The organism is Mycobacterium sp. MUNTM1 (assembly GCF_054660795.1).
Map to the genome: position 1 here is coordinate 1 of NZ_BAAGDE010000043.1, position 25,845 is coordinate 25,845.

The window sequence follows — 25,845 nt, forward strand, 5'->3', positions numbered from 1 at the left end:
CTCACCCGTGCGCTGGCGTTCATCATCGACATCCTCCCGTACGTCGTGGTGCACGGGATCGGCACCGCGATCCTGGTCGCCACCCAGCAGACCGCTTGCATCACCGACGTCACCCAGTACGCCGTCAACCAGTACTGCGCCACCCAGAACTCGACTATCGGCATGGTGGCGCAGTGGCTGGCGTCGATAATCGGGCTGTTCTACCTGATCTGGAATTACGGCTACCGGCAGGGCACCACCGGGTCGAGCGTCGGCAAGTCGGTGCTGAAGTGCAAGGTGGTCAGCGAGGTCACCGGCCAACCCATCGGCTTCGGGCTGTCGGTGGTGCGCTCGCTGGCGCACTTCGTCGACGCGATCATCTGCTTCATCGGTTTCCTTTTCCCGCTGTGGGATTCGAAGCGTCAGACGTTGGCGGACAAGATCATGACGACGGTGTGCTTGCCGATCGACGGCGCCGAGAGGCCGGCCGTCACCTAGGCTGATCGTCGATGAGCGACGACCGCAACGGGCACCCCGAGTTCACCGGACTGGCCACCAAAGCGATTCACGCCGGCTATCGGCCGGATCCGGCGACCGGCGCGGTGAACGCCCCGATCTATGCCAGCAGCACCTTCGCCCAGGACGGTGTCGGCGCCCTGCGTGGGGGGTTCGAATACGCGCGCACCGGCAACCCGACCCGTGCCGCGCTGGAAGCCGCGCTGGCGGCCGTCGAGGACGGCGCCTACGGCCGTGCGTTCGGGTCCGGTATGGCCGCCACCGACTGCGCCCTGCGCGCGTTGCTGCGCCCCGGCGACCATGTGGTGGTCCCGAACGACGCGTACGGCGGCACCTTCCGGCTGATCGACAAGGTCTTCACCCAGTGGAACGTCGGGTACTCGCCGGTGGCGCTGCACGACCTGGACGCCGTCGCCGCCGCGATCACGCCGCGAACCCGGCTGATCTGGGCGGAAACCCCGACCAATCCGCTGCTGTCCATCGCCGACATCGCCGCGCTGGCCGAACTGGGGCGACGGAATTCGGCAAAGCTGTTGGTGGACAACACATTTGCCTCGCCGGCACTGCAGCAGCCATTGACGCTGGGCGCCGACATCGTGCTGCACTCGACCACCAAGTACATCGGTGGGCACTCCGACGTGGTGGGCGGTGCGCTGGTCACCAACGATCAGGAGTTGGACGAGGCGTTCGCCTTCCTGCAGAACGGGGCCGGCGGGGTGCCCGGCCCGTTCGACGCCTACCTGACGATGCGCGGCCTGAAGACGCTGGTGCTGCGCATGCAGCGGCACAGCGAAAACGCTTCTGCCGTAGCGGGATTCCTTCACGGTCACCCCGCGGTGAGCGCGGTGCTCTATCCCGGCCTGCCCTCACACCCCGGCCATGAGGTCGCCGCACGGCAGATGAGCGCCTTTGGCGGGATGGTCTCGGTCCGCATGCGCGGCGGCCGCGACGCCGCCCGCGATCTGTGCGCCAAGACGAAAGTGTTCATCCTGGCGGAATCGCTGGGCGGGGTCGAGTCGCTGATCGAGCACCCCAGCGCCATGACGCACGCGTCGACGGCCGGTTCGCAATTGGAGGTTCCCGACGATCTGGTGCGCCTGTCGGTGGGCATCGAAGACATCGCCGACCTGCTGGCCGATCTCGATCAGGCGTTGGCCTAGACGGCGCCGAGCGTGCGCGTTCGTCCGCGACACGCGGGCGAGCGTGTACGACTGCGCACGCTCGACGCGGCGTCCGATCAGGAGTGGTAGGGCTCCGCGCTGACCAGCGTGACCTCGACGGTGTTGCCGTTGGGCACCACGTAGGTGCGGGTCTCGCCTTCCTTGGCGTCGATCAGGGCGCCGCCCAGCGGTGAATTGGGCGAGTACACCTCGAGCTTGCCGTCGTTGACGCCCTCCTGGCGGGTGGCGATCAGGAAGGTCTCGGTGTCGGACTTGTCGCCGTTGTAGTAGACCTTCACCACCGAGCCGGGCAGCGCGACGCCGGACTGCTTGGGCGCCTCGCCGACCTTGGCGTTGTTGAGCAGGTCCTGCAGCTGACGGATGCGGGCCTCCTGCTGACCCTGCTCTTCACGGGCGGCGTGGTAGCCGCCGTTCTCGCGCAGGTCGCCCTCCTCGCGGCGGTCGTTGATCTCCGCGGCGATGACCGGACGATTCGCGATCAAGTGATCGAGCTCGGCCTTGAGTCGATCGTGTGACTCCTGGGTAAGCCAGGTCACGGAAGTGTCCGTCATCTCGTCGTGCTCCTCGTATGTTGTTTCGCGAGTTCGCGTTCAACCCGTGTCAGCTCCGCCGCCCCGGAGGTGCGGGCCCTCCCCGTGTGCTGCCGCTCCGTTTTGCTCACGGTCGCTAATGCAGCAACACGGCCCCAACCGGAACCGTGCATTCATCCATGTTACCACCGCGCAAACAGTTGATGACCCCATATTCGCAGTTCGCCGTGGATCGCCGAGGTCACGCGGGGCGCAGGTAGGCGGGCACATCGGTGCCGCAGCCATAGATGTCGGCCACCACCGGCGGTTCGAAGGATTTCACCGTCGTGGTCACCTGCACGGTGGCCGCATCGGACGGCGGGACCAGCAGCTCGCGCCGGCCCGTCTCGCTGCCGTCCTGCGCGCGGACCCGCACGATGCAGTGCGCCGGCCGGGACGGATCCGAACGCGTCACGCTGATCGTGATCGACGCAGTCTGGTCGTCGATCACCCGATAGCTCGCCATCGTCCCCTTGACGTCGCTGGTGCCGAACCGGTGATAACCGATGACGGCGATGACGAGTCCCGAGGCGATCACCAGCGCGCCCAACGCGGCGATCACCCATCGCCGGGAGACGCGCGACAGCCGGGACCGCCCGTAGCGGCCCTCGGGGCGGGAAATCGGGGTTTCGGTCATACCTGGTTACGCCTGTTTTGCCTGGTTGTCGGCCGCGGGGCGCAAGCCGACGGCATGCAATGAAGTCGGAACTGGAATTATAGGGTCAGACCGGGCGACCACCAGAGGTGACAAGGGAGCACGTGAGCGAATTGCGGTTGATGGCGGTGCACGCCCACCCCGACGACGAGTCCAGTAAGGGCGCGGCCACGCTGGCCCGCTACGCCGACGAGGGCCACCGGGTGCTGGTGGTGACGTTGACCGGCGGCGAGCGTGGCGACATTCTCAACCCGGCGATGGACCTGCCCGAGGTGCATGGACACATCGCCGAAATCCGCCGTGACGAGATGGCCAAGGCCGCCGAGATACTCGGCGTGGAGCACACCTGGCTGGGTTTCGTCGACTCCGGGCTGCCCCAGGGCGACCCGCCGCCGCCGCTGCCCGAGGGCTGTTTCGCGCTGGTGCCGCTGGAGGAGTCGGTCGAGGCGCTGGTCCGCGTGGTCCGCGAGTTCCGCCCGCACGTGATGACCACGTACGATGAGAACGGCGGCTACCCGCATCCCGATCACATTCGCTGCCACCAGGTTTCGGTCGGCGCGTTCGAGGCGGCCGGCGATTACCGGCTCTACCCGGACGCCGGCGAGCCGTGGACGGTGTCCAAGCTCTACTACAACCACGGGTTCCTGCGCGCCCGGATGCAGTTGCTGCACGACGAAGCCATCAAGCACGGTCAAGAACCCCCGTTCAAGAAGTGGCTCGAACACTGGGACGCCAAGCACGACCCGTTCGAGTCGCGGGTCACCACGCGGGTCGAGTGCTCGGCGTACTTCAGCCAGCGTGACGACGCGCTGCGCGCGCACACCACCCAGATCGATCCCGACCACGACTTCTTCGCCGCCCCCATCGCGTGGCAGCAACGGCTTTGGCCCACTGAGGAATTCGAGTTGGCACGCTCGCGCGTCCCGGCCCGGCTGCCCGAGGACGACCTGTTCGCCGGAATCGAGAGCGACGAGTGAATCACCTTTATCTGGTCGTGACCGCCGCCGCGTGGCAGGCCGACGGCCCGCCGCACCACAACGGCCCGGATTTCGGCAAGGCCAGCCCGGTCGGGCTGCTGATCGTCGTGTTGCTCTTGATCAGCACGTTGTTCCTGCTGCGGTCGATGAACCGGCAGCTGAAAAAGGTGCCGGAATCGTTTGATCCCAAGCATCCCGAACCGGACCAGGCCGCCGACGAGGGCACCGACGCGGTCGACCGGGGGAGCGCGCCTGACCAGGCGGATGGCTCGCCGCGAGCCCCGGGGCCCGGCGATGAGCCCGGCTGACCCCGTTTCGACGAACACCCTAGGGCTGGCGACCAGCCCGTATCTGCGCCAGCACGCCGACAATCCGGTGCATTGGCAGCAGTGGACCCCCGAGGCGCTGGCCGAAGCCGCCGCCCGCGACGTGCCGATCCTGCTGTCGGTCGGCTACGCGGCCTGCCACTGGTGCCACGTCATGGCCCACGAGTCGTTCGAGGACGACGACGTGGCAGCCGCGATGAACGCGGGTTTCGTCTGCGTCAAGGTCGACCGCGAGGAACGCCCGGACATCGACGCGGTGTACATGAACGCCACGGTCGCGCTCACCGGGCAGGGCGGCTGGCCGATGACGTGTTTCCTCACGCCGGACGGGCGCCCCTTCTTCTGCGGCACGTACTACCCGAAAGAAGGCTTCCTGCAACTGCTTTCGGCCGTGTCCGCCACCTGGCGGGAGCGTCGTGGTGAGGTGGAGGAGGCCTCCGACCATATCGCCGGTGAGCTACGCAGCATGGCGTCGGCGCTTCCCGGTTCCGGTCCGGCCGTGGCGACGGATTTGTGCGATCATGCCGTCGCCGCGCTGCTCAAGGAACAAGACGCGGTGCACGGCGGATTCGGCGGAGCGCCCAAATTCCCGCCGTCGGCGCTGCTCGAGGCGCTGCTGCGGCACTTCGAGCGCACCGGATCGCCGGCGGCGCTCGCGGCGGTCGCCCACACCGGCAACGCGATAGCGCGCGGCGGCATCTACGACCAGCTCGGCGGCGGATTCGCGCGTTACAGCGTCGACAACGCTTGGGTGGTCCCGCATTTCGAGAAGATGCTGTACGACAACGCGCTGCTGCTGCGCGCCTACGCGCACTGGGCCCGGCGCACCGGCGATCCCCTGGCGCGCCGGGTCACCGCCCAGACCGCCCGCTTCCTGCTCGACGATCTGGCCGACGGCGCCATGTTCACCTCGTCGCTGGACGCCGACGCCGACGGCCGCGAGGGCTCGACCTATGTCTGGACACCGGCGCAGCTGAACGAGGTGCTCGGCCCCGACGACGGGCCCTGGGCGGCAGGCGTTTTCGCGGTCACCGCGGGCGGCACGTTCGAGCACGGCGCCTCGGTGCTGCAGCAACCCGCCGATCCCGAGGATCGGCAACGGCTGGACCGGGTGCGGTCCGCGCTGCTGGCCGCCCGGCACACCAGGATCCAGCCCGGACGCGATGACAAGGTCGTCACGTCGTGGAACGGGCTGGCGATCACCGCGCTGGCCGAGGCCGGCGTGGCACTCGACGAGCCCGAATTGATTGACGCCGCAAGGCGTTGCGCGCGGGAGCTGCTGGAATTGCATGTTGTCGACGGCCGGTTGCGACGCGCCAGCCTGGGCGGGGTGGTCGGCGACAGCGTCGCCATCCTCGAGGACTACGCGATGCTGACCACCGGGCTGCTTGCGCTGTACCAGCTGAGCGCCGATGCGGCCTGGCTGGCGGCCGCCACCGACCTGCTGGACACCGCGCTGGCGCACTTCGCCGACCAGGCCCAACCCGGCCGCTGGTTCGACACCGCCGACGATGCCGAGCAGTTGGTGCTCCGGCCGGCCGACCCGCTCGACGGCGCGACCCCGTCTGGAGCGTCGTCGATCACCGAGGCGCTGCTGACCGCCGCGCACCTGGTCGACGGCGATCGCGCCGAGCGGTATCTACGGGCGGCGGCCGAATCGCTCGGCGCGCACTCGCTGCTGCTCGACCGCGCGCCGCGATCGGCCGGGCATTGGCTGGCCGTCGCCGAAGCGGCGGTGCGCGGACCGCTGCAGATCGCGGTCGCCTGCGACCCGGCGGCCTCGGCGCTGCTGGTCCACGCGCGACGGCTGGCGCCCGGCGGGGCGATCGTCGTAGGCGGGGAGGTGGATTCGTCGGCGCTGCTGGCCGGCCGGGCCCGGGTGGGCGGGGCGGACGCCGCCTACGTGTGCCGGGGCCAGGTCTGCGACCTGCCGGTGACGACCGCGGCCGAACTCGCCGCCGCCCTGGGTGTTTCCGGTCGCTGACGCGGGGTTACCCTGCCTCCCATGCCGAATGCCGCCAAGACCGAAGCGATCAGAAGCACGGTCAACCGCTACATCGAGCTGGTCGCCAAGGGCAGCGCCGATGACTTGGTCGAGTTGTACGCCGACGACGCCACCGTCGAGGATCCGGTCGGCGGCGAGGTGCACATCGGCCGGCAGGCCATCCACGGCTTCTACTCCGCGGTCAACGAACTGCAGCGCGAATGCACACTGCTGACGCTGCGCGTCGCGGGCAACGAGGCGGCCTTCCAATTCCGGCTGACCGTGACCGCGGGCGAGCACCGGATGGTGATCGAGCCGATCGACGTCATGGTCTTCGACGGCCAGGGCAAGATCGCCTCGATGAAGGCCTACTGGTCGCCGGAGGACGACGTCGCCCCGGCCTAGCCGCCGATCAGCCAGGCGTGGTCGCTGGTGTAGAAGACGGCGAACCACATGGCGATGTAGTGCAGGATCGCCGCGATCGCGGTGAAGGCGTGGAAGAACTCGTGGTAGCCGAACGTCTTCGGCCACGGGTCGGGCCAGCGCAGCCCGTAGAAGATGCCGCCCACGCTGTAGAACACGCCGCCCACCGCCAGCAGCACCATCGCGGCCACGCCGGCCTGGTGCAGGATCGTCGGCGCGAACCAGACGGCCACCCATCCCAGCAGCAGATAGAGCGGCACGCCGACCCAGCGCGGCGCCGTCGGCCAGCACATCTTCAACGCGATGCCGGCCGCCGCGCCGCCCCACACGATGCACTGCACCAGCACGCCGGTGTTCTGCGGCATGACCAGCCGCGCGAACGGGGTGTAGCTGCCCGCGATGAAGACGAAGATCATCGAATGGTCGAGCCGCTTCATCCGGCTGCGCGCGACGTCCGACTTCCACTGCACCCGGTGATAGGTGGCGCTGACCGCGAACATCGCCACCGTCGCCGCGGCGTAGACCAGCGTCGAGTGGCCGGCGCGGGGGGAGGAGACCGCCCAGGACACCGACACCAGCGTGGCGCCGGTGATGATGGCCAGCCACGCCGAGACGAAGTGGATCCAGCCGCGCATCCGGGGCTTGCCCAAGAACTGGGCGGCACCCTCGACGAACTCCTCGACGGTGTTGCCCGGAACGATCGACTCGGGTTCGGGTTCCGGATTGGGGATGGTGCTGGTCTGGCTGCTCATGTCTCCTGTGTCTTGTCCTCGCGACTCGGGATACCAGTGGGGAGGTCGCCGGGGGCTGCTCAGAATCCACAGTAGCCAGGGATGGTTACGGCGCAGTCTCGGCTTCTCAGGTTTCTCAGGCACCGGGCCGAAATGAGAACCGGTGAATAAATCACCGCTGGCAGTAGGGTGGATGCTCGTGGAAATTATCCCGCCGCGCCTCAAAGAGCCGCTGTATCGCGTCTACGAGCTGCGGCTGCGGCAGGGCCTGGCCGCCTCGAAGTCGCAGCTGCCGCGGCACATCGCCGTGCTGTGCGACGGGAACCGGCGGTGGGCCCGCGACGCGGGATACGAGGACGTCAGCTACGGCTACCGGATGGGCGCGTCCAAGATCGCCGAGATGCTGCGCTGGTGTCAGGAAGCCGGGGTCGAAATGACCACCGTGTATCTGCTGTCCACCGAAAACCTGCAACGCGATCCCGACGAGCTGGCCGGGCTGATCGAAATCATCACCGACGTCGTGGAGGAGATCTGCGCACCGGCCAACCGCTGGAGCGTGCGCACGGTGGGGGACCTGGAACTGCTCGGCGACGAGCCGGCGCGCCGGTTGCGCGGTGCGGTCGAGTCCACGCCCAGCGTCGCGCCCTTTCACGTCAACGTGGCGGTCGGCTACGGCGGCCGGCAGGAGATCGTCGGCGCGGTGCGCGCGTTGCTGAACAAAGAGCTCGCCAACGGCGCCACCGGCGAAGAGCTCGTCGACGCGGTGACCGTCGACGCCATCTCCGAGAACCTCTACACGTCCGGCCAACCCGACCCCGACCTGGTGATCCGCACCTCGGGCGAGCAACGGCTGTCCGGGTTTCTGCTGTGGCAGAGCGCGTATTCGGAGATGTGGTTCTGCGAAACGCACTGGCCGGCGTTCCGGCGCGTCGACTTCTTGCGCGCGCTGCGTGACTACAGCCGGCGGGATCGCCGGCACGGCAAGTAGCCCCCCGAAGGCCTTCAGCGCCTGCTCACACGCGTGCCACACTAAGGACATGGCTGCGCTGTCGGCGGTGGTATTCACGCTGAGCGCCTGGCTGGGCCTGTATCTGGCCGCCCGCGATCCGCGCAAACCCGTCCTCGCGCTGGCGGCGACCGGGCTGTGCGGCTTTGCGCTCGTGGTGGGCCTGGATGCGATTCGGACGGCCAGCCCCGGGCATGCCCAGCTGCTGAGCCGGGTCGAGATCTACCTGGCGGCCGTCCCCGGTGTGGCGTGGTTCGCGGTGCTCGTCGAGCTGTCCCGGCCCAGTGACGGCTGGCGCTCACGCACCCGCGAGGTGTTACTCGTGGCCGGGATGGCCGCGCTGACCCTGCTCGGGGCGGCGCTGGCCGGCAGTGTCGAGGGGCCGTTGCGTCCGGGCCACTGGCTGATGTTCGCGGTGATCTCAGTGTCGACGCTCGGTGCGATGGCCGTCGCGTTGCGCCGCCCGCGGCGACCGAGGCCGGCGGTGGGGCTCGCCATCACCGCCACCCTGTTCTTCGCGCTGAGCAACGCGATCCTGGTCATCCCGCTGGGCCTGGTGCCCAGCTGGATTGCGCTGGCGTCGACGAGTTGCGACGTCCTGGGGCTCGGGGTCGCCGTCGCCCTGTGGGACGCGTTCGACGAGGGCCACGCGCTGCGCGCCGACATGCTTCGCTCGTTCGCCGGTTCGGTGGCGGTGGCGGTGCTGTTCGGCGGCCAGGCGCTGATCGGCTTGGCGGTGACCCGCGACGAGCCCGGCGCGCAGACCGCGTTGACCGTGCTGCTGTTCACCAGCCTCGCCATCGCGATCACCGTGCAGGTGCTCGCCGATCCGCTAGCCGGGGCGCTTGACCGGTTGGCCTTCTCGAAATCGCCTGCGCTGCGGGCGGATCGGGCCGCGCTGCGTCATACCGGGGCGGCGCTGCCGCTGCGCCAGGAGCACCCGCTGGCCGGTGTCGACGACGTCACCTTCGCCAGGCTCACCCGCCGCGCCCTGGGCCACTACGGTGACCTGACCAAGCTGGTCGCCAGCCCGCTGACCGCGTTGCCGGTGATCGACGAGCGGCTGGCCGCCCGGGGAGCGCCCGACCAGCCGATCGAGCGGGCCAACGAACTCAAGGCCGTGCTGGCCGACGGCATAGCGCGGCTCAAGCCGCGCGACGGCGGCGACTTCGGAACCAGTGAGGAGTGGCGCTACTACAACTCGCTGTATTTCCCGTACGTAGTCGGCGTGCGTGCGTACGCACAGAACGCCACCGCCGCGGGCCTGGATCCGGTCGCGCGGCAGGCCTGGCAGTGGTTCGTCACCGAGGTTCCGCAGCGCTCGCTGCACAACTGGCAGAACGCCGCCGCCCGGCTGATCGCCGCCGATCTTCGCGGCCGGGTGCCGGTTCCCAGCGACTAGAACGGGTACAGGAGTCACCGCGGTCGCCGACGGCACAGTGCTGTGCCCCGTGTACCTGTGACTGGTGGGGCCGCTGAGCCCCAGGACTGGCGCGTGTCAAATATTTACCCGCTGACGGGAATAGTCGGGTGAACCACCTCGTCTTTGTTTCCGTGGCAGTAGTTGGCAGCGCCACGAGTCGATATGGCAGTGCACTGGCGGCACCCTCAAAGCTGTACGACCCAACCCGCCATCGCGAGGAGTAAGCACATGAGCTCGATCACCGGTGTTTCAAGCATCCCGACCCGGCCCCTCTACGACTCAACGGACTCGCTGTTGCGTTTTGCCGTGCGTGCGGACGCGACCCTGACGGGGCTGTGCGGGTTGGCCATCGCCTTCCTCGCCGACCCGATCTCGTCGCTGACCGGCCTGACCTCCTTCCAGGAATACGGCGTGGGCGTGGCTTTCGTGATCGCCGGGCTGCTGGTGTTCAGCCTCGGGGCGCTGCCGGAGCTGCGACGCCTCGGCATCAGCGTCGTGGTCGTCAACGTCGCGTTCACGCTGGCGGCGATCGTGGCCGCCGAAGCGCTGCCGCTCACCGGCACCGGCGTCGCGTTGACTCTGGCCAGCGGCGCGTACACCGCGGCATTCGCTGCGCTGCAATACCTGGGACTGCGTCGCCTCGAGGCCTGATCTGCCGACCCTGCGGCTGCCTACAGCGCTAAAGCTTGCGCAGCCGCAGCCGGTTGATGGAGTGGTCGGCGTCCTTGCGCAGCACCAGGGTGGCGCGCGGCCGGGTCGGAAGGATGTTCTCGACCAGGTTGGGGCGGTTGATCGACCGCCAGATCTCGCGAGCGGCGGCGACCGCCTTGGTGTCGTTGAGGGCCGAGTAGTGGTGGAAGTGCGATTCGGGATCCGCGAAGGCGGTGCTGCGCATGGCCAGGAATCGCGATACGTACCACTGCTCGATGTCCTCGATCCGGGCGTCGACGTACACGCCGAAGTCGAACAGGTCCGACACCATCAGGGTCGGACCGGTCTGCAGAACGTTGAGGCCCTCCAGGATCAAGATGTCGGGGTGCCGGACCACATGCTTGGCCCCGGGGATGATGTCGTATTTCAGGTGCGAGTACACCGGCGCGCACGCGTAGTCCGAGCCGGATTTGACCGAGGTCACGAACCGCATCAGCGCGCGACGGTTGTAGCTCTCCGGAAACCCCTTGCGGTGCATCAGGTTCCGCCGGTCCAGCTCGGCGTTGGGGTACAGGAAGCCGTCGGTGGTGACCAGGTCGACCCGCGGGTGGTGATCCCACCGAGCGAGCAGGGCCTGCAGCACACGAGCGGTCGTCGACTTGCCGACCGCCACGCTGCCGGCCACGCCGATGATGAACGGCACCGGCCGGTCCGGGTTCTGCTGGGGTTCGCCGAGGAACTCGGCGGTGGCGGCGAACAATCGCTGGCGCGCCGCGACCTGCAGGTGAATGAGCCGGGCCAGCGGCAGGTAGACCTCTTCGACTTCGAGCAGGTCGATTTGTTCACCCAAACCGCGCAGGCCGACGAGCTCTTCCTCGGTGAGGGCCAGCGGCGTCGACATACGAAGCGCACGCCATTGCTTTCGGTCGAACTCCACATATGGGCTCGGCTCGCTAAGCCGCGGCATAGTGCAAGTGTTGCAGGGGCGCCGAAAAGCCCGACGGCTGGGCTGGCGAAAACTCGACGCTGGATAGCGCGAGCGCCCTCGCTGTGGGGTTAGTCGGCCGACTAGTCTCGTTCACATGTCAGCCGACTTGACCCGCACCGCCACCTCGACCATGTCACCGGGCGCCGAATACGCCGACACCGCGAGCGCTGCCTACCGCGCCGCACTGCAGGTGGTCGAGTCCGTCGAACCTCGCATCGCCGCGGCGACGCGCAAAGAGCTCGCCGACCAACGTGATTCGCTCAAGCTGATCGCCAGCGAGAACTACGCATCGCCCGCGGTGTTGCTGACCATGGGGACCTGGCTGTCGGACAAGTACGCCGAGGGCACCATCGGACACCGCTTCTACGCGGGCTGTCAGAACGTCGACACCGTGGAAAGCGTCGCCGCCGAGCACGCCCGTGAGCTGTTCGGGTCGCCGCACGCCTACGTGCAGCCGCACTCGGGCATCGACGCCAACCTCGTTGCGTACTGGGCGATCTTGGCCACCCGGATCGAGGCGCCGGCCCTGGCCGATGCCGGCGTCAAGCATGTCAACGACTTGTCCGAGGCGGACTGGGAGAAGCTGCGCAACACGTTGGGCAACCAGCGCCTGTTGGGCATGTCGCTGGATGCCGGCGGCCACCTCACCCACGGCTTCCGGCCCAACATCTCCGGCAAGATGTTCCACCAGCGCAGCTACGGCACCGACCCCGACACCGGGTTCGTCGACTACGGCGCCGTTGCGGCCGCCGCGCGTGAGTTCAAGCCGCTGATCATCGTGGCCGGCTACTCCGCTTACCCGCGCCGCATCAACTTCGCGACGATGCGTGAGATCGCCGACGAGGTCGGCGCCACCCTGATGGTGGACATGGCGCACTTCGCCGGCCTGGTGGCGGGCAAGGTGTTCACCGGCGACGAGGACCCGGTGCCGCACGCCCATGTCACGACCACGACGACGCACAAGTCGCTGCGCGGTCCCCGCGGCGGCCTCATCCTGTGCCAACCCGAATACGCCGACGCTGTCGACAAGGGCTGCCCGATGGTGCTCGGCGGGCCGCTGTCGCACGTGATGGCGGCCAAGGCCGTCGCGCTCGCCGAGGCGCGGCAGCCGTCGTTCCAGGCCTACGCCCAGCGGATCGCCGACAACGCCCAGGCCCTGGCCGACGGTTTCCTCAAGCGCGATGCCCACCTGGTCACCGGGGGCACCGACAACCACCTGGTGCTGCTCGACGTCACATCGTTCGGCCTCACGGGACGTCAAGCCGAGTCGGCCTTGCTGGACGCCGGCGTCGTCACCAATCGCAACGCCATCCCCGCCGACCCGAACGGCGCCTGGTACACCAGCGGGATCCGGCTCGGCAGCCCGGCGCTGACCACCCGCGGCTTCGGTCCGGCCGAGTTCGACCGGGTGGCCGAACTGATGGTCGACGTCCTGGCCAACACGAAGCCGGAAGGCGCCTCCAAGGCCAAGTACTCGCTGGCCGATGGCACGGCCGAACGGGTCAGCGCTGCCGCGGCCGAACTGTTGGACGCCAATCCGCTGTATCCGGGCCTCGCGCTCTAGGTTTGCGCCGCAGGAGGGGCCCCAGAGTGCTCACCCGGGCGGCCCTGAGGACCAAAGTCATCAGTTGCCGCGACACGACCCGGTCGATTTCATGAACCTGTGTACGCGGGTTACAGTTATCTCATGGCCGAAAGACCTGTCGCTAACGCGCTGACCCTGGAACTCGAGCCGGTCGTCGAAGCGAACATCGACCGCCACCTGTCCACCGAAGAACTCTGGTTCGCGCACGACTACGTGCCGTTCGACCGGGGCGAGAACTTCGCCTTCCTCGGTGGGCGCGACTGGGACCCGTCGTCGATGACGCTGCCGAGGCCGTTGACGGACGCCTGCGAGATCATGCTGCTGCTCAAGGACAACCTGGCCGCCCACCACCGCGAGCTGGTCGAGCACTTCATCCTGGAGGACTACTGGGGCCGCTGGCTGGGCCGGTGGACCGCCGAGGAGCACCTGCACGCCATCGCGCTGCGCGAGTACCTGGTGGTGACCCGGGAGGTGGACCCGACCGCCAACGAAGAGGCCCGCGTCCAGTACGTCATGAAGGGCTACCGCGCCGACACCTACTCGCAGGTGGAAACGCTGGTGCACATGGCGTTCGTCGAACGGACCCACGCCGTGTTCTGTGAAAACCTGGCCGCCAAGCTCGAGGAGCCCATCCTGGCTGGCCTCGTGGACCGGATCGCCCGCGACGAGCGGCGCCACGAGGTCTTCTTCTCCAACCTCGTCGCGCACTGCCTCGAGTACACCCGCGACGAGACCATCGCGGCGATCGCCGCCCGCGCGGCCGACCTGAAGGTGCCCGGTGCCGACATCGACGCGTACGCGGACAAGGTGCAGAACGTCGAAAAGGCAGGCATTTTCGATCCGGAGCAGCTGCGTCAGGCGATCTCCGACCGCATCACCGCGTGGGGGCTCGCGGACGAGCCTGAACTGCGGCAATTGATCGTCGGCTAAGCCGGTCTGCACGCGCCCCTCAACATCGGCCGCCCACCGAAGGTGGTCGCGGCTCGCCACGTCGGCGCGCCTGCACAGCGCGCATGCGGCCACGGGAGTAGCGTCGATCCCGATGGTCAGCGTCATGCTCTGCTGCCAGGGCGGCACCTCCCGTCACCACAACGGAAGGACCGGCCCCGGTCCTGGTGCTGCGGTTCCCGTCGACATGCCTGTGCGGGTCCGCGCGGGCTCATCCCGCTCGAGGAGCGCTACGTGACCGAAATCCGGACCTACGTGATCGACACTTCCGTGCTGCTGTCCGACCCCTGGGCGTGCAGCCGGTTCGCCGAACACGAGGTGGTTGTTCCGTTGGTGGTGATCAGCGAGCTGGAGGCCAAACGCCACCACCACGAGCTGGGATGGTTCGCCCGCCAGTCCTTGCGGCTGTTCGACGATCTCCGGCTGCTGCACGGACGACTGGATCAGCCCATTCCCGTTGGGACGCAGGGCGGTTCGCTGCACGTCGAGCTCAACCACACCGACCCGTCGGTGCTGCCGGCGGGTTTCCGCAGCGACAGCAACGACTCCCGGATCCTGAGCTGTGCCGCCAACCTCGCTGCCGAGGGCAAGCGAGTTACGTTGGTCAGCAAGGACATTCCGCTTCGCGTCAAGGCGGCCGCGGTGGGTCTGGCCGCCGACGAGTACCACGCGCAGGACGTGGTGGCCTCCGGATGGTCGGGGATGTGCGAGATCGAGACCGCCACCGAGGACATCGACGCGCTATTCGCCGAAGGCGAGATCGATCTGGTGGAAGCGCGAGACCTACCGTGCCACACCGGTGTTCGGTTGCTTGGTGGAAGCTCTCACGCCCTGGGCCGGGTCAACGCGGACAAGCGCGTCCAGCTGGTGCGTGGCGACCGCGAGGTCTTCGGGTTGCGCGGCCGCTCCGCCGAGCAACGCGTCGCCCTGGACCTGCTACTCGACGAGTCGGTGGGCATCGTGTCGATGGGCGGCAAGGCGGGCACCGGCAAGTCGGCCCTCGCCTTGTGCGCCGGCCTGGAGGCGGTGCTGGAGCGCCGGACCCAGCGCAAGGTGGTGGTCTTCCGGCCGCTCTACGCCGTCGGCGGTCAGGAACTGGGGTACCTGCCCGGCAGCGAGAGCGAAAAGATGGGTCCGTGGGCGCAGGCCGTCTTCGACACCCTCGAGGGTCTGGCCAGCCCGGCGGTGCTGGAGGAAGTGCTGTCCCGGGGCATGCTCGAGGTGCTGCCGCTGACCCACATCCGGGGCCGGTCGCTGCACGACTCGTTCGTGATCGTCGACGAGGCGCAGTCGCTGGAACGCAACGTCCTGCTGACCGTGCTGTCCAGGCTGGGCACCGGGTCGCGCGTGGTGTTGACGCACGACATCGCGCAGCGGGACAACCTGCGAGTGGGCCGCCACGACGGGGTCGCGGCGGTGATCGAGAAGCTCAAGGGCCATCCGCTGTTCGCCCACATCACCCTGTTGCGCAGCGAGCGGTCCCCGATTGCGGCCCTGGTCACCGAGATGCTCGAGGAGATCGCCGGCCCGCAGTGAGGCGCCTGACCAGCGCGGTCGGCCCCGGGTGGGCCTCGCTTCGATAAACTTCCACGGTGGCGAAACGACCCGACACCCAGGCCTGGCGCTACTGGCGCACGGTTGTCGGGGTGGCGGCGGCCGTCGCGGTGCTGGTGATCGGCGGGCTCACGGGCCACGTGACGCGCGCCGACGACCTCAGCTGCTCGGTCGTCAAGTGCGTCGCGTTGACGTTCGACGACGGGCCGGGGCCGTTCGACGAGCGGTTGCTGCAAATCCTGAAGGAGAACGACGCCAAGGCCACCTTCTTCCTGATCGGCAACAAGGTGGCCGCCAACCCGGCCGGGGCCAAGCGCATCGCAGACGCGGGGATGGAAATCGGCAGCCACACCTGGGAACACCCCAACATGACCACGATCCCGCGCGAGGACATCGCCGCCCAGTTCGCCAAGGCCAACGACGCGATCACCGCCGCGACCGGCCGCACCCCCAACCTGTACCGCCCCGCGGGCGGGTTGTCCGACCCGGTGGTGCGCCAGGCCGCCGGCCAATTCGGTCTGGCCGAAATCCTCTGGGATGTGATCCCTTTCGATTGGGCGAACGACTCGAACACGGCCGCGACGCGCTACATGCTGATGACCTACATCAAGCCCGGCTCGGTGGTCCTGCTGCACAGTACCTATTCGAGCACCGTCGACCTGGTGTATCAGTTCATCCCGGTGCTCAAGGCCAACGGCTACCGGATGGTGACGGTCAGCGACCTGCTCGGATCGCGTTCTCCCGGCAGCAGTTACGGCAGCCGGGAGAACGGCCCGGCCGTCAACGGCCTGCACGACATCCCGCCCGGTGACATCCCCACGCTGCCCAACACGCCCTCACCGAAACCGATGCCGAATTTCCCGATCACCGACATCCCAGGGCAGAATTCCGGCGGGCCGAACAACGGTGCTTAGAGCAAGTTTCGGACCAGACGCGGCTACTTTTACAGGGTGATCACCGTGGGATGGCTTCGGGATCGGCTTCCGCCATCATGGCGTGGCCCGGTGCGCCAGCCCGGTCAACGAAAGTCTTTTCGACGGTGGCTGTTTCAATACGGGTTCGATATGAGCCTGTCCTACGTGCTGGCGGTCATCGAGGCTGCGGCCATCCTGATTCCGTTGCGCGGCCACACTTCCGTCGGCGCCAACGCGGACTTCGCGCGGCAGAACACCGCGCCCGTGGTGCTGCTCATCGTGCTGGGCATCGTCAGCGTCGCGGTGGCCGGCGCCCTCAGCCTGGCGCCCACCGTGCGGTGGTTCGTTGCGGGTGACGAACCCACCCCAGAGCAACGCGAAGCCGTGATGCGGCTGGCCGGGCGCCAGTCGGCGATCCTGGTGACCTCCTGGGCACTGACCGGCGGCATCTTCATCCTGCTGAATCTGACTGGCGGGCCACAACTTCTGCTGCCCATCGTGCTCGGCGTGCTGCTCGGCGGATCGGCGGCCGCCGGCACCGGGATGCTGCTCGCGCAACGCACCCTGCGGCCCATCATGCGCGCGGCCACGCTGGGCGCCGAGCCGCGGCTGGCGGTGCCGAGCGTGTACGCGCGGCTGGTTCTGCTGTGGTTCTTGTGCAGCGCCTTTCCCATCGCCGTCATCGCGACGCTGGTCGTACTCCGCTCGTACGGGTGGCTGATCGAGAAGTCGGCCTCGCTGGACGTGCCGATCCTGGTGGTGTCGCTGGCGGCGCTGGTGCTGGGGCTGCCCACGATGATCCTGACCTCGCGGTCCATCTCGGACCCGGTCGGTGAGGTCGTCGACGCGATGGCCGAGGTCGAACACGGCCGCATGGAAACGTATGTCGGCGCCTACGAACGATCCCAAATCGGGCGGCTGCAAACGGGTTTCAACCGTATGGTGGCTGGCCTGGCCGAGCGCGACCGGCTGCGTGACTTGTTCGGCCGCCATGTCGGCGCCGACGTCGCACAACGCGCCCTCACCGAGGGCGCCACGCTGTCGGGCGACGTGGTGGAAGCGGCGGTGCTTTTCATCGACCTGGTGGGATCCACGCAACTCGCCGAAAGCCGCCCCCCGCAAGACGTCGCGGCGGTGCTCAATGACTTCTTCCGGATCGTCGTGCATGCCGTCGACGAACACCATGGGCTGGTCAACAAATTCGCCGGCGATGCCGCACTGGCCGTCTTCGGGGTGCCGTTGCCGATCAGCGATCCGGCATCGTCGGCCTTGGCAACCGCTCGAGCGCTGGGCTCCCAACTGCGCAGGCTGCCGGTCGATTTCGGCATCGGTGTGTCAGCTGGTCGGGTGTTCGCCGGCAACGTCGGCGCCGAAAACCGGTACGAATACACCGTGATCGGTGACGCCGTCAACGAAGCCGCGCGGCTGGCCGACCTCGCCAAAACCTCCGACCGGCGCATCCTGTGTTCGGCGGGCGCCATCGATGCCGCGGGTGAGGCGGAGCGCGCGCAGTGGTCCGAATGCTATTCCACGGTGCTGCGCGGGCGATCCGAGGCAACCCACGTCTCGGCGCCGACCGGCTAGCCGGGCCAACCTACCTCAGGACTTCGAGACCTTCAGCGCGGCAATGATTTTACCGACGAGGCCCGCCGAGGCGGCGTCACCGATGGGTGTGCTGCCGATGAAGACCGTCACTGGCTTGGTGTCGACGGCGATGATGGTGACGGAGTCGCCCTTGACGTTGCGGCTGGGATCGGCGATCGTGACGTCGGCGTCGACCCGGGCAGCCTTGGTGCCGTCGACGGTGATCGACGACGACTTCGTCGGTCCGAGCGTGGGCTGGGCGTTCGCGTAGCCGGGACCCGCGACGATGCATTGCATCAACTTTGTGGCCTGCGCCGTAAGGTCCATGCTGGGAACGAAATTGGTGACGCCGACCTCGGCCGTCATCATCCACTGATTGGCTCCGGGCACGTCCTGGGCGACCCCCAGCCCGCCGATCAGGTTCGGGCCCTGGTCGTCGGAGAACACCGTCCACCCGCCCGGCGCCGCACTGGCGGGGAACGAAAGCTTGCCCGCGGAGATCGAGTCGCCCCGCGGCATCTCACCGCCGGACACGTTCGGGGTGCAGTCGGTCGCATTCTGCGCGGAGTTCTTCGGCTGCGAGACCGAGGTGCTGGCTGTCGAGGGCGCGGTGGCCGACTTGTTGTCATGGCCGCCCCGCATCACCAGCAGTGTCGCCACCAGCGCGATGACCGCCAGCACGACCAGGCCGGCGACGATCAGCCACGGCAGCTTCGAGCCGGACCTACCCGGCGGCGGACCCGGTGGGTAGGGCCCGCCTGGGCCACCCGGCGGAAACTGTTGTCCGGGTTGGGGATACTGCTGATATGGGTAGGGGCCACCCGGCGGCGGGTAGGCGTACGGACCGCCCTGCGGGTAGGGGCCCGGACCACCCTGCGGGTAGGGAGCGGGACCGCCCTGTTGGTAGGGGCCGGGACCACCCTGCGGGTAGGGGCCGGGAGCGCCCTGCGGCTGGCCGCCCCAATTCGGGTCCTGCCCATACGGATTGCTTCCGTAGGGTCCCTGACCATAGGGACCGCCGGGAGGAGCCGTCATGGAAAACCACCCTTACTCTCGTCGACCACCGCCGTCACCGGAGAACGGACGGCTCAGTCTTCGGGCTTGACCTTGGCCATCGCCAGCACGTCAAGCCGCCGGTCGAGTTCGTCGATCGACAACTTGTCGCCGATCAAGCCACGATCGATCACGGTCTGACGAATCGTCTTGCGTTCCTTGAGCGCCTGCTTGGCCACCGCGGCGGCCTCCTCGTAGCCGATCGCGGAGTTGAGCGGCGTCACGATGGACGGCGACGACTCGGCCAGCTCGCGCAGGTGCTCCACATTGGCGGCCAGCCCGGTGATGCAGCGCTCGGCGAACAACTTCGACACGTTCGTCAGCAGCTTGAAGGACTCGAGGATGTTGCGGGCCATCATCGGGATGTAGACGTTGAGTTCGAACGCACCGTTGCCACCGCCCCACGCGACGGCGGCGTCGTTCCCGATCACCTGCGCGGCGACCTGCGTGACCGCCTCGGGCAGAACGGGATTGACCTTGCCGGGCATGATCGAGCTACCCGGCTGCAGGTCGGGCAGCTGGATCTCGGCCAGGCCGGTCAGCGGGCCCGACCCCATCCAGCGCACGTCGTTGGCGATCTTGGTCAGCGACACCGCGATGGTGCGCAGCGCGCCGGACGCCTCGACCAGGCCGTCGCGCGCCGCCTGCGCCTCGAATGAGTTTGCCGCCGTGCGCAATTCGCTCAGGCCGGTGGAGGCGACCAGCGTTTCGACCACCTTGGCGCCGAAGCCGTCGGGAGCGTTCAGGCCGGTGCCGACCGCGGTGCCTCCGATCGCCAGTTCGCCGAGCCGGGGCAGCGTCGCGCGCACCCGCTCGATGCCCGCCTCGATCTGCCGGGCGTACCCGCTGAATTCCTGACCGAGCGTCACCGGGACGGCGTCCATCAGGTGGGTGCGGCCCGACTTGACCACGGTGTGCCACTCGCGGGCCTTGCCGGCCAGGGCGGCGTGCAGCACCTCGAGAGCAGGGATCAGATGACGCACGGCGGCCTCGGTGGCCGCGATGTGCGTTGCGGTGGGGAAGGTGTCGTTCGACGACTGCGACATGTTGACGTCGTCGTTGGGATGCACCGTCACGCCGTTGGCGGCCGCGATGCTGGCGATCACCTCGTTGGTGTTCATGTTGGAGCTTGTGCCCGAACCGGTCTGGAAGACGTCGATGGGGAACTGGTCGTCGTGCCGGCCGTCGGCGATCTCAGCCGCCGCGGCGATGATCGCGTCGGCCTTCTCCGGCGCCAGCAGCCCGAGGTCCTTGTTGACCTGCGCGCAGGCGCCCTTCAGCAGGCCCAACGCACGGATCTGGGTGCGTTCCAGGCCGCGGCCCGAAATCGGGAAGTTCTCGACCGCACGCTGGGTTTGCGCGCGCCACAACGCTTTTGCGGGGACGCGCACCTCGCCCATGGTGTCGTGCTCGATGCGGTACTCGGTGTCTTCGACGTTTTCAGCGCCCATAAAGCGGCTTCCTCGTTCTTCGATCGGTGGTCAGGGCAGGGGATAGGCGGCGGAGGTATCGCCGGTGAAGTCGATGGCGGAATACTCGTTGAGTTTCGAAAGCCGGTGGTAGGCCTCGATCATCCGGACCGTTCCCGACTTCGACCGCATCACGATCGACTGCGTGGTGCAGCCGCCGGGGTAATACTGCACGCCCTTGAGCAGGTCGCCGTTGGTGACTCCGGTGGCGCAGAAGAACACGTTCTCACCGGAGACCAGGTCCTCGGTGGTCAGCACGCGGTCCAGGTCGTAGCCGGCGTCGACGGCCTTCTGGCGTTCCTCGTCGTCCGTGGGGGCCAGCTGCGCCTGGATGGCGCCGCCCATGCAGCGGATCGCGGCGGCGGCGATGATGCCCTCCGGCGTGCCGCCGATCCCGGCCAGCATGTCGGTGCCCGAGTGCGGGCGGCAGGCCGAGATGGCGCCCGCGACGTCGCCGTCGGTGATCAGCCGGATCCGGGCCCCGGTGGCCCGCACGTCCTCGATCAGCTTGGCGTGCCGCGGCCGGTCCAGGATGCACACGGTCATGTCCCGCACCGACAGCGCCTTGACCTTGGCGACGGCTTTGATGTTCTCGGCGATCGGGGCGGTGATGTCGAGCACGTGCGCGGCCTCGGGCCCGACGGCGATCTTGTTCATGTAGAAGACCGCGGACGGGTCGAACATCGCGCCGCGGTCGGCCACCGCGAGCACGGAGATGGCGTTGGGCATGCCCTTGCTCATCAGCGTGGTGCCGTCGATCGGGTCGACGGCGAAGTCGCAGTCCGCGCCGTCGCCGTTGCCTACTTCCTCGCCGTTGTAGAGCATCGGCGCGTGGTCCTTCTCACCCTCGCCGATGACGACGACGCCGCGCATCGACACCGTGTTGACCAGCTCGCGCATCGCGTCGACGGCCGCCCCGTCGCCGCCCTCTTTGTCGCCGCGGCCGACCCAGCGACCTGCGGCCATGGCACCGGCCTCCGTGACGCGTACCAGTTCCAATGCCAGGTTGCGGTCCGGAGCCTCACCGCGCGGTCGCCCCTGCGCTGGGACCCGGCCGGTGGTGGCGGTCGAGCGGTCGCCCTCAACTGTCATGGTTGCGATTGTCCCAGAAGCGGATCGGTCCGCTGGAACTGGGATACTTGGGGGATGACGGAGGAGCCGCCGCTGAATGCCCAGCTTGATGGGAGCGAAGCCGCCGTGCCGTCTCCGCAAGCGGGCCCGGCACCCAGGCCGGCGAAGCCCCGGCTGTTGCAGGACGGCCGGGACATGTTCTGGTCCCTGATTCCGCTGGTCATCGGGTGCATCGTGCTGGCCGGGATGCTGGGCATGTGCTCGTTTCAGCTCGGCAACCACGAGGGCCCCGTCCCGTCCTATGACGCCGGTGCGGCCCTGCGGGCCGACGCAGCCGCATTCGGCTTTCCCATCCGCGAACCCCGGCTGCCCGCCGGCTGGCAGGCTAACTCCGGCCACCGCGCAGGCATCCAGGGCGGGCGGACCGACCCCGCCAGCGGCCAGCGGGTGAACGCGCCTCTCTCGGTCGTCGGCTACATCAGTCCGACCGGGATGTATTTGAGCCTGACCCAGAGCGACGCCGACGAGGACAAGCTCGTCAACTCGATTCATCCGTCGGCGTCGCCGACCGGGGCCGTCGACGTCGCCGGAACCAGCTGGGTGGTCTACCAGGGTTCCGGCCAGGACGGCGCGGACGCCGAGCCGGTATGGACGACGCGGCTCAGCGGCCCGGGCGGTGCCGCCCAAATTGCGATAACCGGCGCCGGAAACACCGATCAGTTCCGTACGCTTGCGTCGGCGACGCAATCGCAACCGCCTTTGCCGAGGCGCTAGAAGGGACTCGCGTGACTGCACCTGAGGCCGATCTTTCCGGATGGTCGGTGGCGCCGTTCAGCGGTGGCGGCTACACCCACGACGTCTACCGCAAGGGCAGCGGCCCCGGGGTGGTGCTGATTCCCGAGCTCCCCGGAATCCATCCCGGCGTGCTCGCCCTGGGTAATCACCTGGTGGACAACGGCTTCACTGTCGCCATGCCGTCACTGTTCGGCGAGCCGGGCAAGGCCAAGACGGCGGGCTACATCGTCGGCGCCATCGGGCGGGCTTGTGTGGCAAGGGAATTCGCGGCACTCGCGCTGAACAAGCAGCGGCCGGTTGCATCGTTCCTGCGTGCCCTGGCCCGTGATCTCAACGGATCGACGCCCGGCAAGGGCGTCGGGGTGATCGGTCAGTGCTTCACCGGCGGGTTCGCGCTGGCCGCCGCGGTCGACGACAGCGTGCTGGCGCCGGTGCTCTCGCAGCCGTCGGTCCCGTTCCCGCTGGGCGCCGCGCGGCGCCGCGATCCAGGCCTGAGCGAATCCGAGCTGGCCACCGTGGCCGACCGGTGCGCCAACGACGGCCTGTGCGCGATGGGTCTGCGGTTCAGCGAGGACAAGATGGCGCCCGGCGAGCGATTCGCGACGCTCAAGCAGCGCCTCGGCAACGCCTTCGAGGTGATCGACATCGACTCGGGCCCAAACAATCAGCACGGCTTCGGCAAGATGGCGCACTCGGTGCTCACCGACGAGGTCCGCGAGGTCGACGGTCATCCCGCCTACGAGGCCCGCAAGTGCGTGGTCGAGTTCCTCACGCAACGCCTTTTCTAGGTTCTTCAGGAGATTTCGCACGCGCATGGCAATCGACGACCTGGTGGTCGAAACCAATTACGGACCGGTCCGGGGCATCGCCGAGGGCAACGTCAAGGCGTGGAGGGGAATTCGGTACGCGGCGGCTCCCACCGGCGAGCTGCGCTTCCGGGCGCCCCAGCCGCCCGCGCGCGGCACGGAGGTCGCCGACGCCACCGCATTCGGGCCGGCGTGCCCGCAGCCCGTATTCCCCAACATGCCATTGGATCTGGGCGCGCCCCAGGGTGAAGACTGCCTGCGGCTCAACGTCTGGGCGTCTTGTGACACCCGGCCCGGCGACGCCAAGCCGGTGATGGTCTGGTTGCACGGCGGCGCCTATGTCCTGGGGTCGAGCAGCCAGACGCTGTACGACGGCCGCAGGCTGGTCAGCCATGGCGACGTCGTCGTGGTGACCGTCAACTACCGGCTCGGGGTGCTCGGCTTTCTGGACCTGTCGTCATTCGATCGCGCGGGCCGGCATTTCGACTCGAACGTCGGTTTGCGTGACGTGCTGGCGGCGCTGGAGTGGGTGCGCGACAACATCGCCGGCTTCGGCGGCGATCCGCGGCGGATCACGCTGTTCGGCGAGTCCGCCGGGGCCGGGATCGTCACCACTCTGCTGGCCAGTCCGGCGGCCGAGGGTCTGTTCGGTGCGGCGATCGCGCAAAGTTCGCCGGCCACTTCGGTTTACGACCGCGAGCGGGCCGCGTTGGTGGCTAAGGCCTTCCTCGACCGGCTGGGCGTCGCCCCGTCGGAATCGGAAAAGCTGGTCGACCTGCCCATGGCGGCGATCCTGGCCGCGTCGCAACAGGTGTTCGACGAAGTGCCGGTGCGCAACCCGGGGAGGCTGGCGTTCGTCCCGATCGTGGACGGCGACGTGCTGACCGACTACCCGGTCAAGCTGGCGCAGGAGGGCCGCTCACATGCGGTCCCGCTGATCATCGGCACCAACAAGCATGAGGCGGCGCTGTTTCGGTTGATGCGCTCGCCGCTGATGCCGATCACTCCGAGCGCGATCACATCGATGTTCAACCAGATCGCCGCCGAGCAACCCGATCTGCAGTTGCCCACCGAAGAGGTGATCGGCTCGGCGTATTCGCGAATGCGGCGCAGGGCAAGGAGTTTGAGCATCGCGACCGACGTCGGCTTCCGGATGCCGTCGGTGTGGCTCGCCGAGGGCCACAGCCGGGTGGCGCCGGTCTATCTATACCGGTTCGATTACGCCACCCCGTTGCTGAAGCTGCTGATGGTCAACGCCGCGCATGCCACCGAATTGCCTTACGTCTGGGGCACTCTCGGGGCGCCGAAGGATCCCACCCTGAAGCTCGGTGGTACCAAGACCGCCAAGGCGGTGTCCAAGCGGGTGCGCGCCCGGTGGGTCAACTTCGCCGCGTACGGCACGCCCGCGGGTCCCGCCGGTGAGCCGGAGTGGACACCGTATGCCAAGGACGACCGTTCCTGCCTGATCATCGGCCGCAACGACGCCCTCGCCCACGACGTCGATGCCGGCATCCGCGCGGCCTGGGGCAGCGAGATGGTGAGCTTCCGCTAGGCGGATGCCTTGCCCGCCAAGGCTTGTCGCTTCATCTGGTCGAACATGTCGACGTAGTAGGACAGGCATTCCGACAGCGCCTGCTCGGTGTTGAACAGGGGCTGGTACCCGAGATCGCGCGACGCCTTGGCGATCGAGAAAAAGTTGTCCAGATACAGCCGCTCGACGGCGAGCGGCTCGAGCAGCGGCGCGGGTATCCCGAACCGGAAATGCAAGCGCTGCCAACCCGTCATCGCCGCGCGCACGATGGGGCCGTTCACCCGGACGCGGGGCCACTTCTCCCCGCACGCCTCGACGACCGGCCTGGCGAACTCGAACATGTTGATCGGCTCGGCGTCGTTGATGAAGTACGCCTGGCCGGGCGCGGTGCCTCCGGGCGTCAGGTGCTCGGCCGCCAGGATGAAACCGTGAATCAGGTTGTGCACGTAGGAGTTGTCCAGCCGGGCTGATTTGCGCCCGATCAGCACCTTGACGTGGCCTGCGATCACGCTTTCGAACAGCTTGCGGAACATCGTCTGATCGCCGCGGCCCCAGATGCCGCTGGGCCGGATCGCACACGTCAACAGGCCGTCAACCCCGTTCTGGCCCAAGACGAATCGCTCAGCGATCACCTTGGTCTCGGTGTACAGGTCGTTGAACCGGTCGGTGTAGGGCAGCGTCTCGTCGCCGCCGGCGATGTTCTGGCCGCCCATGACGACGCTGTTCGACGATGTGTAGACGAAGCGCTGCACCCCGGCCGCCTGTCCGGCGCGGACCAGGTTCTCGGTGCCCCCGACGTTGACCCCGAAGCTGCGCTGGCGGTACTCGTCGGTCACCGACGCGCCGCCCATCAGGTCAATGATCGCCGCGGTGTGGAAGACGGTGTCGATGCCGTCGACCGCCCGCGCGCACACGGCGGTATCGGTGATGTCGCCCTGCAGCACCTCCAGTCGCGGGTGGGGCGGCAGCGGCGAGGGCGCACGGTCGAAGGAGCGGACCTGATGCCCGCGGTCGAGCAAGGTGGTCACCAGGTTGGCGCCGACGAATCCGGACCCCCCGGTGACCAGGACGCGGCCGAGTTCGGCCGTCAGCGATGCATCACCCATGGCTGCGAGCATAACTGAAA

At 68.3% G+C, this 25,845-nt stretch carries 25 protein-coding genes; 17 read left to right on the forward strand and 8 right to left on the reverse strand.

Translation table 11 applies throughout. The features are described 5' to 3' along the window. Both ACYQ8K_RS21420 and ACYQ8K_RS21425 read left to right on the forward strand, forming a co-directional pair. On the forward strand, positions 1-477 hold a 477-nt coding region (locus tag ACYQ8K_RS21420; RefSeq protein WP_459972158.1), incomplete at its 5' end, for an RDD family protein. Positions 478-488: 11 nt separating this feature from the next. Beyond that, positions 489-1,655, forward strand: coding sequence for a cystathionine gamma-synthase (locus ACYQ8K_RS21425; protein ID WP_459972160.1), 1,167 nt, complete (start codon positions 489-491; stop codon positions 1,653-1,655). Between the two features lie 77 nt (positions 1,656-1,732). Here the strand turns inward: ACYQ8K_RS21425 and greA are convergent, their stop codons facing one another. Together greA and ACYQ8K_RS21435 are read right to left on the reverse strand one after the other, a co-directional pair. After that, a complete protein-coding gene (gene greA, locus ACYQ8K_RS21430) occupies positions 1,733-2,227 on the reverse strand; it encodes a transcription elongation factor GreA (protein WP_064953998.1) in 495 nt (164 codons plus the stop codon). 220 nt (positions 2,228-2,447) lie between these two features. Continuing rightward, on the reverse strand, positions 2,448-2,882 hold the full coding sequence (locus tag ACYQ8K_RS21435; RefSeq protein ID WP_459972161.1) for a DUF4307 domain-containing protein: 435 nt from the start codon (positions 2,880-2,882) through the stop codon (positions 2,448-2,450). A 122-nt stretch (positions 2,883-3,004) separates the two neighbouring features. Here ACYQ8K_RS21435 and mca point away from each other — a divergent pair, with 122 nt between their 5' ends. Genes mca through ACYQ8K_RS21455 form a run of 4 tightly spaced genes read left to right on the forward strand, consistent with a single transcriptional unit; the run spans position 3,005 to position 6,592 of the window. After that, entirely contained in the window at positions 3,005-3,877 is an 873-nt protein-coding gene (mca, locus tag ACYQ8K_RS21440; RefSeq protein WP_459972162.1) for a mycothiol conjugate amidase Mca, read from the forward strand. Then, positions 3,874-4,185, forward strand: coding sequence for a hypothetical protein (locus ACYQ8K_RS21445; protein ID WP_459972163.1), 312 nt, complete (start codon positions 3,874-3,876; stop codon positions 4,183-4,185). Before mca ends, ACYQ8K_RS21445 begins: the two co-directional genes overlap by 4 nt. After that, the gene (locus ACYQ8K_RS21450; RefSeq protein ID WP_459972164.1) at positions 4,172-6,187 is read left to right on the forward strand and encodes a thioredoxin domain-containing protein; all 2,016 of its coding nucleotides are present in this window, start codon (positions 4,172-4,174) and stop codon (positions 6,185-6,187) included. The genes ACYQ8K_RS21445 and ACYQ8K_RS21450 overlap by 14 nt, the downstream gene beginning before the upstream one ends. 21 nt (positions 6,188-6,208) lie before the next feature. Continuing rightward, entirely contained in the window at positions 6,209-6,592 is a 384-nt protein-coding gene (locus ACYQ8K_RS21455) for a nuclear transport factor 2 family protein (RefSeq protein WP_459972165.1), read from the forward strand. Here ACYQ8K_RS21455 and trhA read toward each other — a convergent pair. After that, on the reverse strand, positions 6,589-7,362 hold the full coding sequence (trhA, locus tag ACYQ8K_RS21460) for a PAQR family membrane homeostasis protein TrhA (protein ID WP_459972167.1): 774 nt from the start codon (positions 7,360-7,362) through the stop codon (positions 6,589-6,591). The genes ACYQ8K_RS21455 and trhA overlap by 4 nt on opposite strands. Positions 7,363-7,540: 178 nt before the next feature. Between trhA and ACYQ8K_RS21465 the strand changes: the two genes are divergently transcribed. From ACYQ8K_RS21465 to ACYQ8K_RS21475, 3 genes are all read left to right on the forward strand, one after another. Next, on the forward strand, positions 7,541-8,329 hold the full coding sequence (locus tag ACYQ8K_RS21465) for a (2Z,6E)-farnesyl diphosphate synthase (RefSeq protein ID WP_459972257.1): 789 nt from the start codon (positions 7,541-7,543) through the stop codon (positions 8,327-8,329). Positions 8,330-8,378: 49 nt separating this feature from the next. Continuing rightward, entirely contained in the window at positions 8,379-9,749 is a 1,371-nt protein-coding gene (locus tag ACYQ8K_RS21470) for a hypothetical protein (RefSeq protein ID WP_459972169.1), read from the forward strand. 249 nt (positions 9,750-9,998) lie between these two features. Next, positions 9,999-10,421 carry a hypothetical protein gene (locus tag ACYQ8K_RS21475; RefSeq protein WP_459972171.1) on the forward strand — a complete coding sequence of 141 codons (423 nt, stop codon included), beginning with the start codon at positions 9,999-10,001 and terminating at the stop codon, positions 10,419-10,421. 28 nt (positions 10,422-10,449) lie between these two features. Here ACYQ8K_RS21475 and coaA read toward each other — a convergent pair whose 3' ends face one another. Continuing rightward, entirely contained in the window at positions 10,450-11,388 is a 939-nt protein-coding gene (gene coaA / locus ACYQ8K_RS21480; RefSeq protein WP_044487112.1) for a type I pantothenate kinase, read from the reverse strand. 115 nt (positions 11,389-11,503) lie between these two features. Here coaA and ACYQ8K_RS21485 point away from each other — a divergent pair, with 115 nt between their 5' ends. From ACYQ8K_RS21485 to ACYQ8K_RS21505, 5 genes are all read left to right on the forward strand, one after another. Next, positions 11,504-12,973, forward strand: coding sequence for a glycine hydroxymethyltransferase (locus ACYQ8K_RS21485; protein ID WP_459972173.1), 1,470 nt, complete (start codon positions 11,504-11,506; stop codon positions 12,971-12,973). A gap of 123 nt (positions 12,974-13,096) precedes the next feature. Continuing rightward, complete coding sequence (locus ACYQ8K_RS21490) at positions 13,097-13,924, forward strand: acyl-ACP desaturase (protein WP_459972174.1); 828 nt, start codon at positions 13,097-13,099, stop codon at positions 13,922-13,924. A 252-nt stretch (positions 13,925-14,176) separates the two neighbouring features. Then, positions 14,177-15,478, forward strand: coding sequence for a PhoH family protein (locus ACYQ8K_RS21495; protein WP_459972176.1), 1,302 nt, complete (start codon positions 14,177-14,179; stop codon positions 15,476-15,478). Positions 15,479-15,534: 56 nt separating this feature from the next. Then, complete coding sequence (locus ACYQ8K_RS21500) at positions 15,535-16,410, forward strand: polysaccharide deacetylase family protein (protein ID WP_459972178.1); 876 nt, start codon at positions 15,535-15,537, stop codon at positions 16,408-16,410. A gap of 150 nt (positions 16,411-16,560) precedes the next feature. Further along, positions 16,561-17,994, forward strand: a complete 1,434-nt coding sequence (locus ACYQ8K_RS21505) for an adenylate/guanylate cyclase domain-containing protein (protein WP_459972180.1) — start codon at positions 16,561-16,563, stop codon at positions 17,992-17,994. 15 nt (positions 17,995-18,009) lie between these two features. Here the strand turns inward: ACYQ8K_RS21505 and ACYQ8K_RS21510 are convergent, their stop codons facing one another. The 3 genes from ACYQ8K_RS21510 to glpX are packed head-to-tail and all read right to left on the reverse strand — an operon-like array spanning position 18,010 to position 21,608. Beyond that, positions 18,010-19,029 carry a hypothetical protein gene (locus ACYQ8K_RS21510; RefSeq protein WP_459972181.1) on the reverse strand — a complete coding sequence of 340 codons (1,020 nt, stop codon included), beginning with the start codon at positions 19,027-19,029 and terminating at the stop codon, positions 18,010-18,012. A 53-nt stretch (positions 19,030-19,082) separates the two neighbouring features. Next, positions 19,083-20,498 (reverse strand): class II fumarate hydratase, encoded by a 1,416-nt coding sequence (locus ACYQ8K_RS21515; RefSeq protein WP_459972183.1) that lies wholly within the window; start codon positions 20,496-20,498, stop codon positions 19,083-19,085. Between the two features lie 30 nt (positions 20,499-20,528). Continuing rightward, positions 20,529-21,608, reverse strand: coding sequence for a class II fructose-bisphosphatase (gene glpX, locus ACYQ8K_RS21520; RefSeq protein WP_459972185.1), 1,080 nt, complete (start codon positions 21,606-21,608; stop codon positions 20,529-20,531). A gap of 54 nt (positions 21,609-21,662) precedes the next feature. On the opposite strand from glpX, the gene ACYQ8K_RS21525 reads away from it, so the two are divergent. From ACYQ8K_RS21525 to ACYQ8K_RS21535, 3 genes are read left to right on the forward strand one after another with little or no spacing between them, the layout of a single operon-like run. Next, a complete protein-coding gene (locus ACYQ8K_RS21525) occupies positions 21,663-22,361 on the forward strand; it encodes a DUF4245 domain-containing protein (protein WP_459972187.1) in 699 nt (232 codons plus the stop codon). 11 nt (positions 22,362-22,372) lie between these two features. Beyond that, on the forward strand, positions 22,373-23,170 hold the full coding sequence (locus tag ACYQ8K_RS21530; protein ID WP_459972188.1) for a dienelactone hydrolase family protein: 798 nt from the start codon (positions 22,373-22,375) through the stop codon (positions 23,168-23,170). Positions 23,171-23,195: 25 nt separating this feature from the next. Continuing rightward, positions 23,196-24,740 (forward strand): carboxylesterase/lipase family protein, encoded by a 1,545-nt coding sequence (locus ACYQ8K_RS21535; RefSeq protein ID WP_459972190.1) that lies wholly within the window; start codon positions 23,196-23,198, stop codon positions 24,738-24,740. On the opposite strand, the gene ACYQ8K_RS21540 is transcribed toward ACYQ8K_RS21535, so the two are convergent. Further along, positions 24,737-25,837: a 3-beta-hydroxysteroid dehydrogenase gene (locus ACYQ8K_RS21540; protein WP_459972192.1), complete on the reverse strand. Its 1,101-nt coding sequence runs from the start codon at positions 25,835-25,837 to the stop codon at positions 24,737-24,739. The genes ACYQ8K_RS21535 and ACYQ8K_RS21540 overlap by 4 nt on opposite strands. Between the last annotated feature and the right edge of the window lie 8 nt (positions 25,838-25,845).

Bases quoted from the DNA above. Each gene is read 5' to 3' on its own strand.
- ACYQ8K_RS21535 (WP_459972190.1), top strand. From the start codon at position 23,196: ATGGCAATCGACGACCTGGTGGTCGAAACCAATTACGGACCGGTCCGG.
- ACYQ8K_RS21525 (WP_459972187.1), top strand. From the start codon at position 21,663: ATGACGGAGGAGCCGCCGCTGAATGCCCAGCTTGATGGGAGCGAAGCC.
- ACYQ8K_RS21505 (WP_459972180.1), top strand. From the start codon at position 16,561: ATGAGCCTGTCCTACGTGCTGGCGGTCATCGAGGCTGCGGCCATCCTG.
- glpX (WP_459972185.1), bottom strand. From the start codon at position 21,608: ATGACAGTTGAGGGCGACCGCTCGACCGCCACCACCGGCCGGGTCCCA.
- ACYQ8K_RS21515 (WP_459972183.1), bottom strand. From the start codon at position 20,498: ATGGGCGCTGAAAACGTCGAAGACACCGAGTACCGCATCGAGCACGAC.
- coaA (WP_044487112.1), bottom strand. From the start codon at position 11,388: ATGCCGCGGCTTAGCGAGCCGAGCCCATATGTGGAGTTCGACCGAAAG.
- greA (WP_064953998.1), bottom strand. From the start codon at position 2,227: ATGACGGACACTTCCGTGACCTGGCTTACCCAGGAGTCACACGATCGA.
- ACYQ8K_RS21490 (WP_459972174.1), top strand. From the start codon at position 13,097: ATGGCCGAAAGACCTGTCGCTAACGCGCTGACCCTGGAACTCGAGCCG.
- ACYQ8K_RS21435 (WP_459972161.1), bottom strand. From the start codon at position 2,882: ATGACCGAAACCCCGATTTCCCGCCCCGAGGGCCGCTACGGGCGGTCC.
- ACYQ8K_RS21510 (WP_459972181.1), bottom strand. From the start codon at position 19,029: ATGACGGCTCCTCCCGGCGGTCCCTATGGTCAGGGACCCTACGGAAGC.
- trhA (WP_459972167.1), bottom strand. From the start codon at position 7,362: ATGAGCAGCCAGACCAGCACCATCCCCAATCCGGAACCCGAACCCGAG.
- ACYQ8K_RS21455 (WP_459972165.1), top strand. From the start codon at position 6,209: ATGCCGAATGCCGCCAAGACCGAAGCGATCAGAAGCACGGTCAACCGC.
- ACYQ8K_RS21485 (WP_459972173.1), top strand. From the start codon at position 11,504: ATGTCAGCCGACTTGACCCGCACCGCCACCTCGACCATGTCACCGGGC.
- ACYQ8K_RS21470 (WP_459972169.1), top strand. From the start codon at position 8,379: ATGGCTGCGCTGTCGGCGGTGGTATTCACGCTGAGCGCCTGGCTGGGC.
- ACYQ8K_RS21540 (WP_459972192.1), bottom strand. From the start codon at position 25,837: ATGCTCGCAGCCATGGGTGATGCATCGCTGACGGCCGAACTCGGCCGC.
- ACYQ8K_RS21475 (WP_459972171.1), top strand. From the start codon at position 9,999: ATGAGCTCGATCACCGGTGTTTCAAGCATCCCGACCCGGCCCCTCTAC.
- ACYQ8K_RS21450 (WP_459972164.1), top strand. From the start codon at position 4,172: ATGAGCCCGGCTGACCCCGTTTCGACGAACACCCTAGGGCTGGCGACC.
- ACYQ8K_RS21425 (WP_459972160.1), top strand. From the start codon at position 489: ATGAGCGACGACCGCAACGGGCACCCCGAGTTCACCGGACTGGCCACC.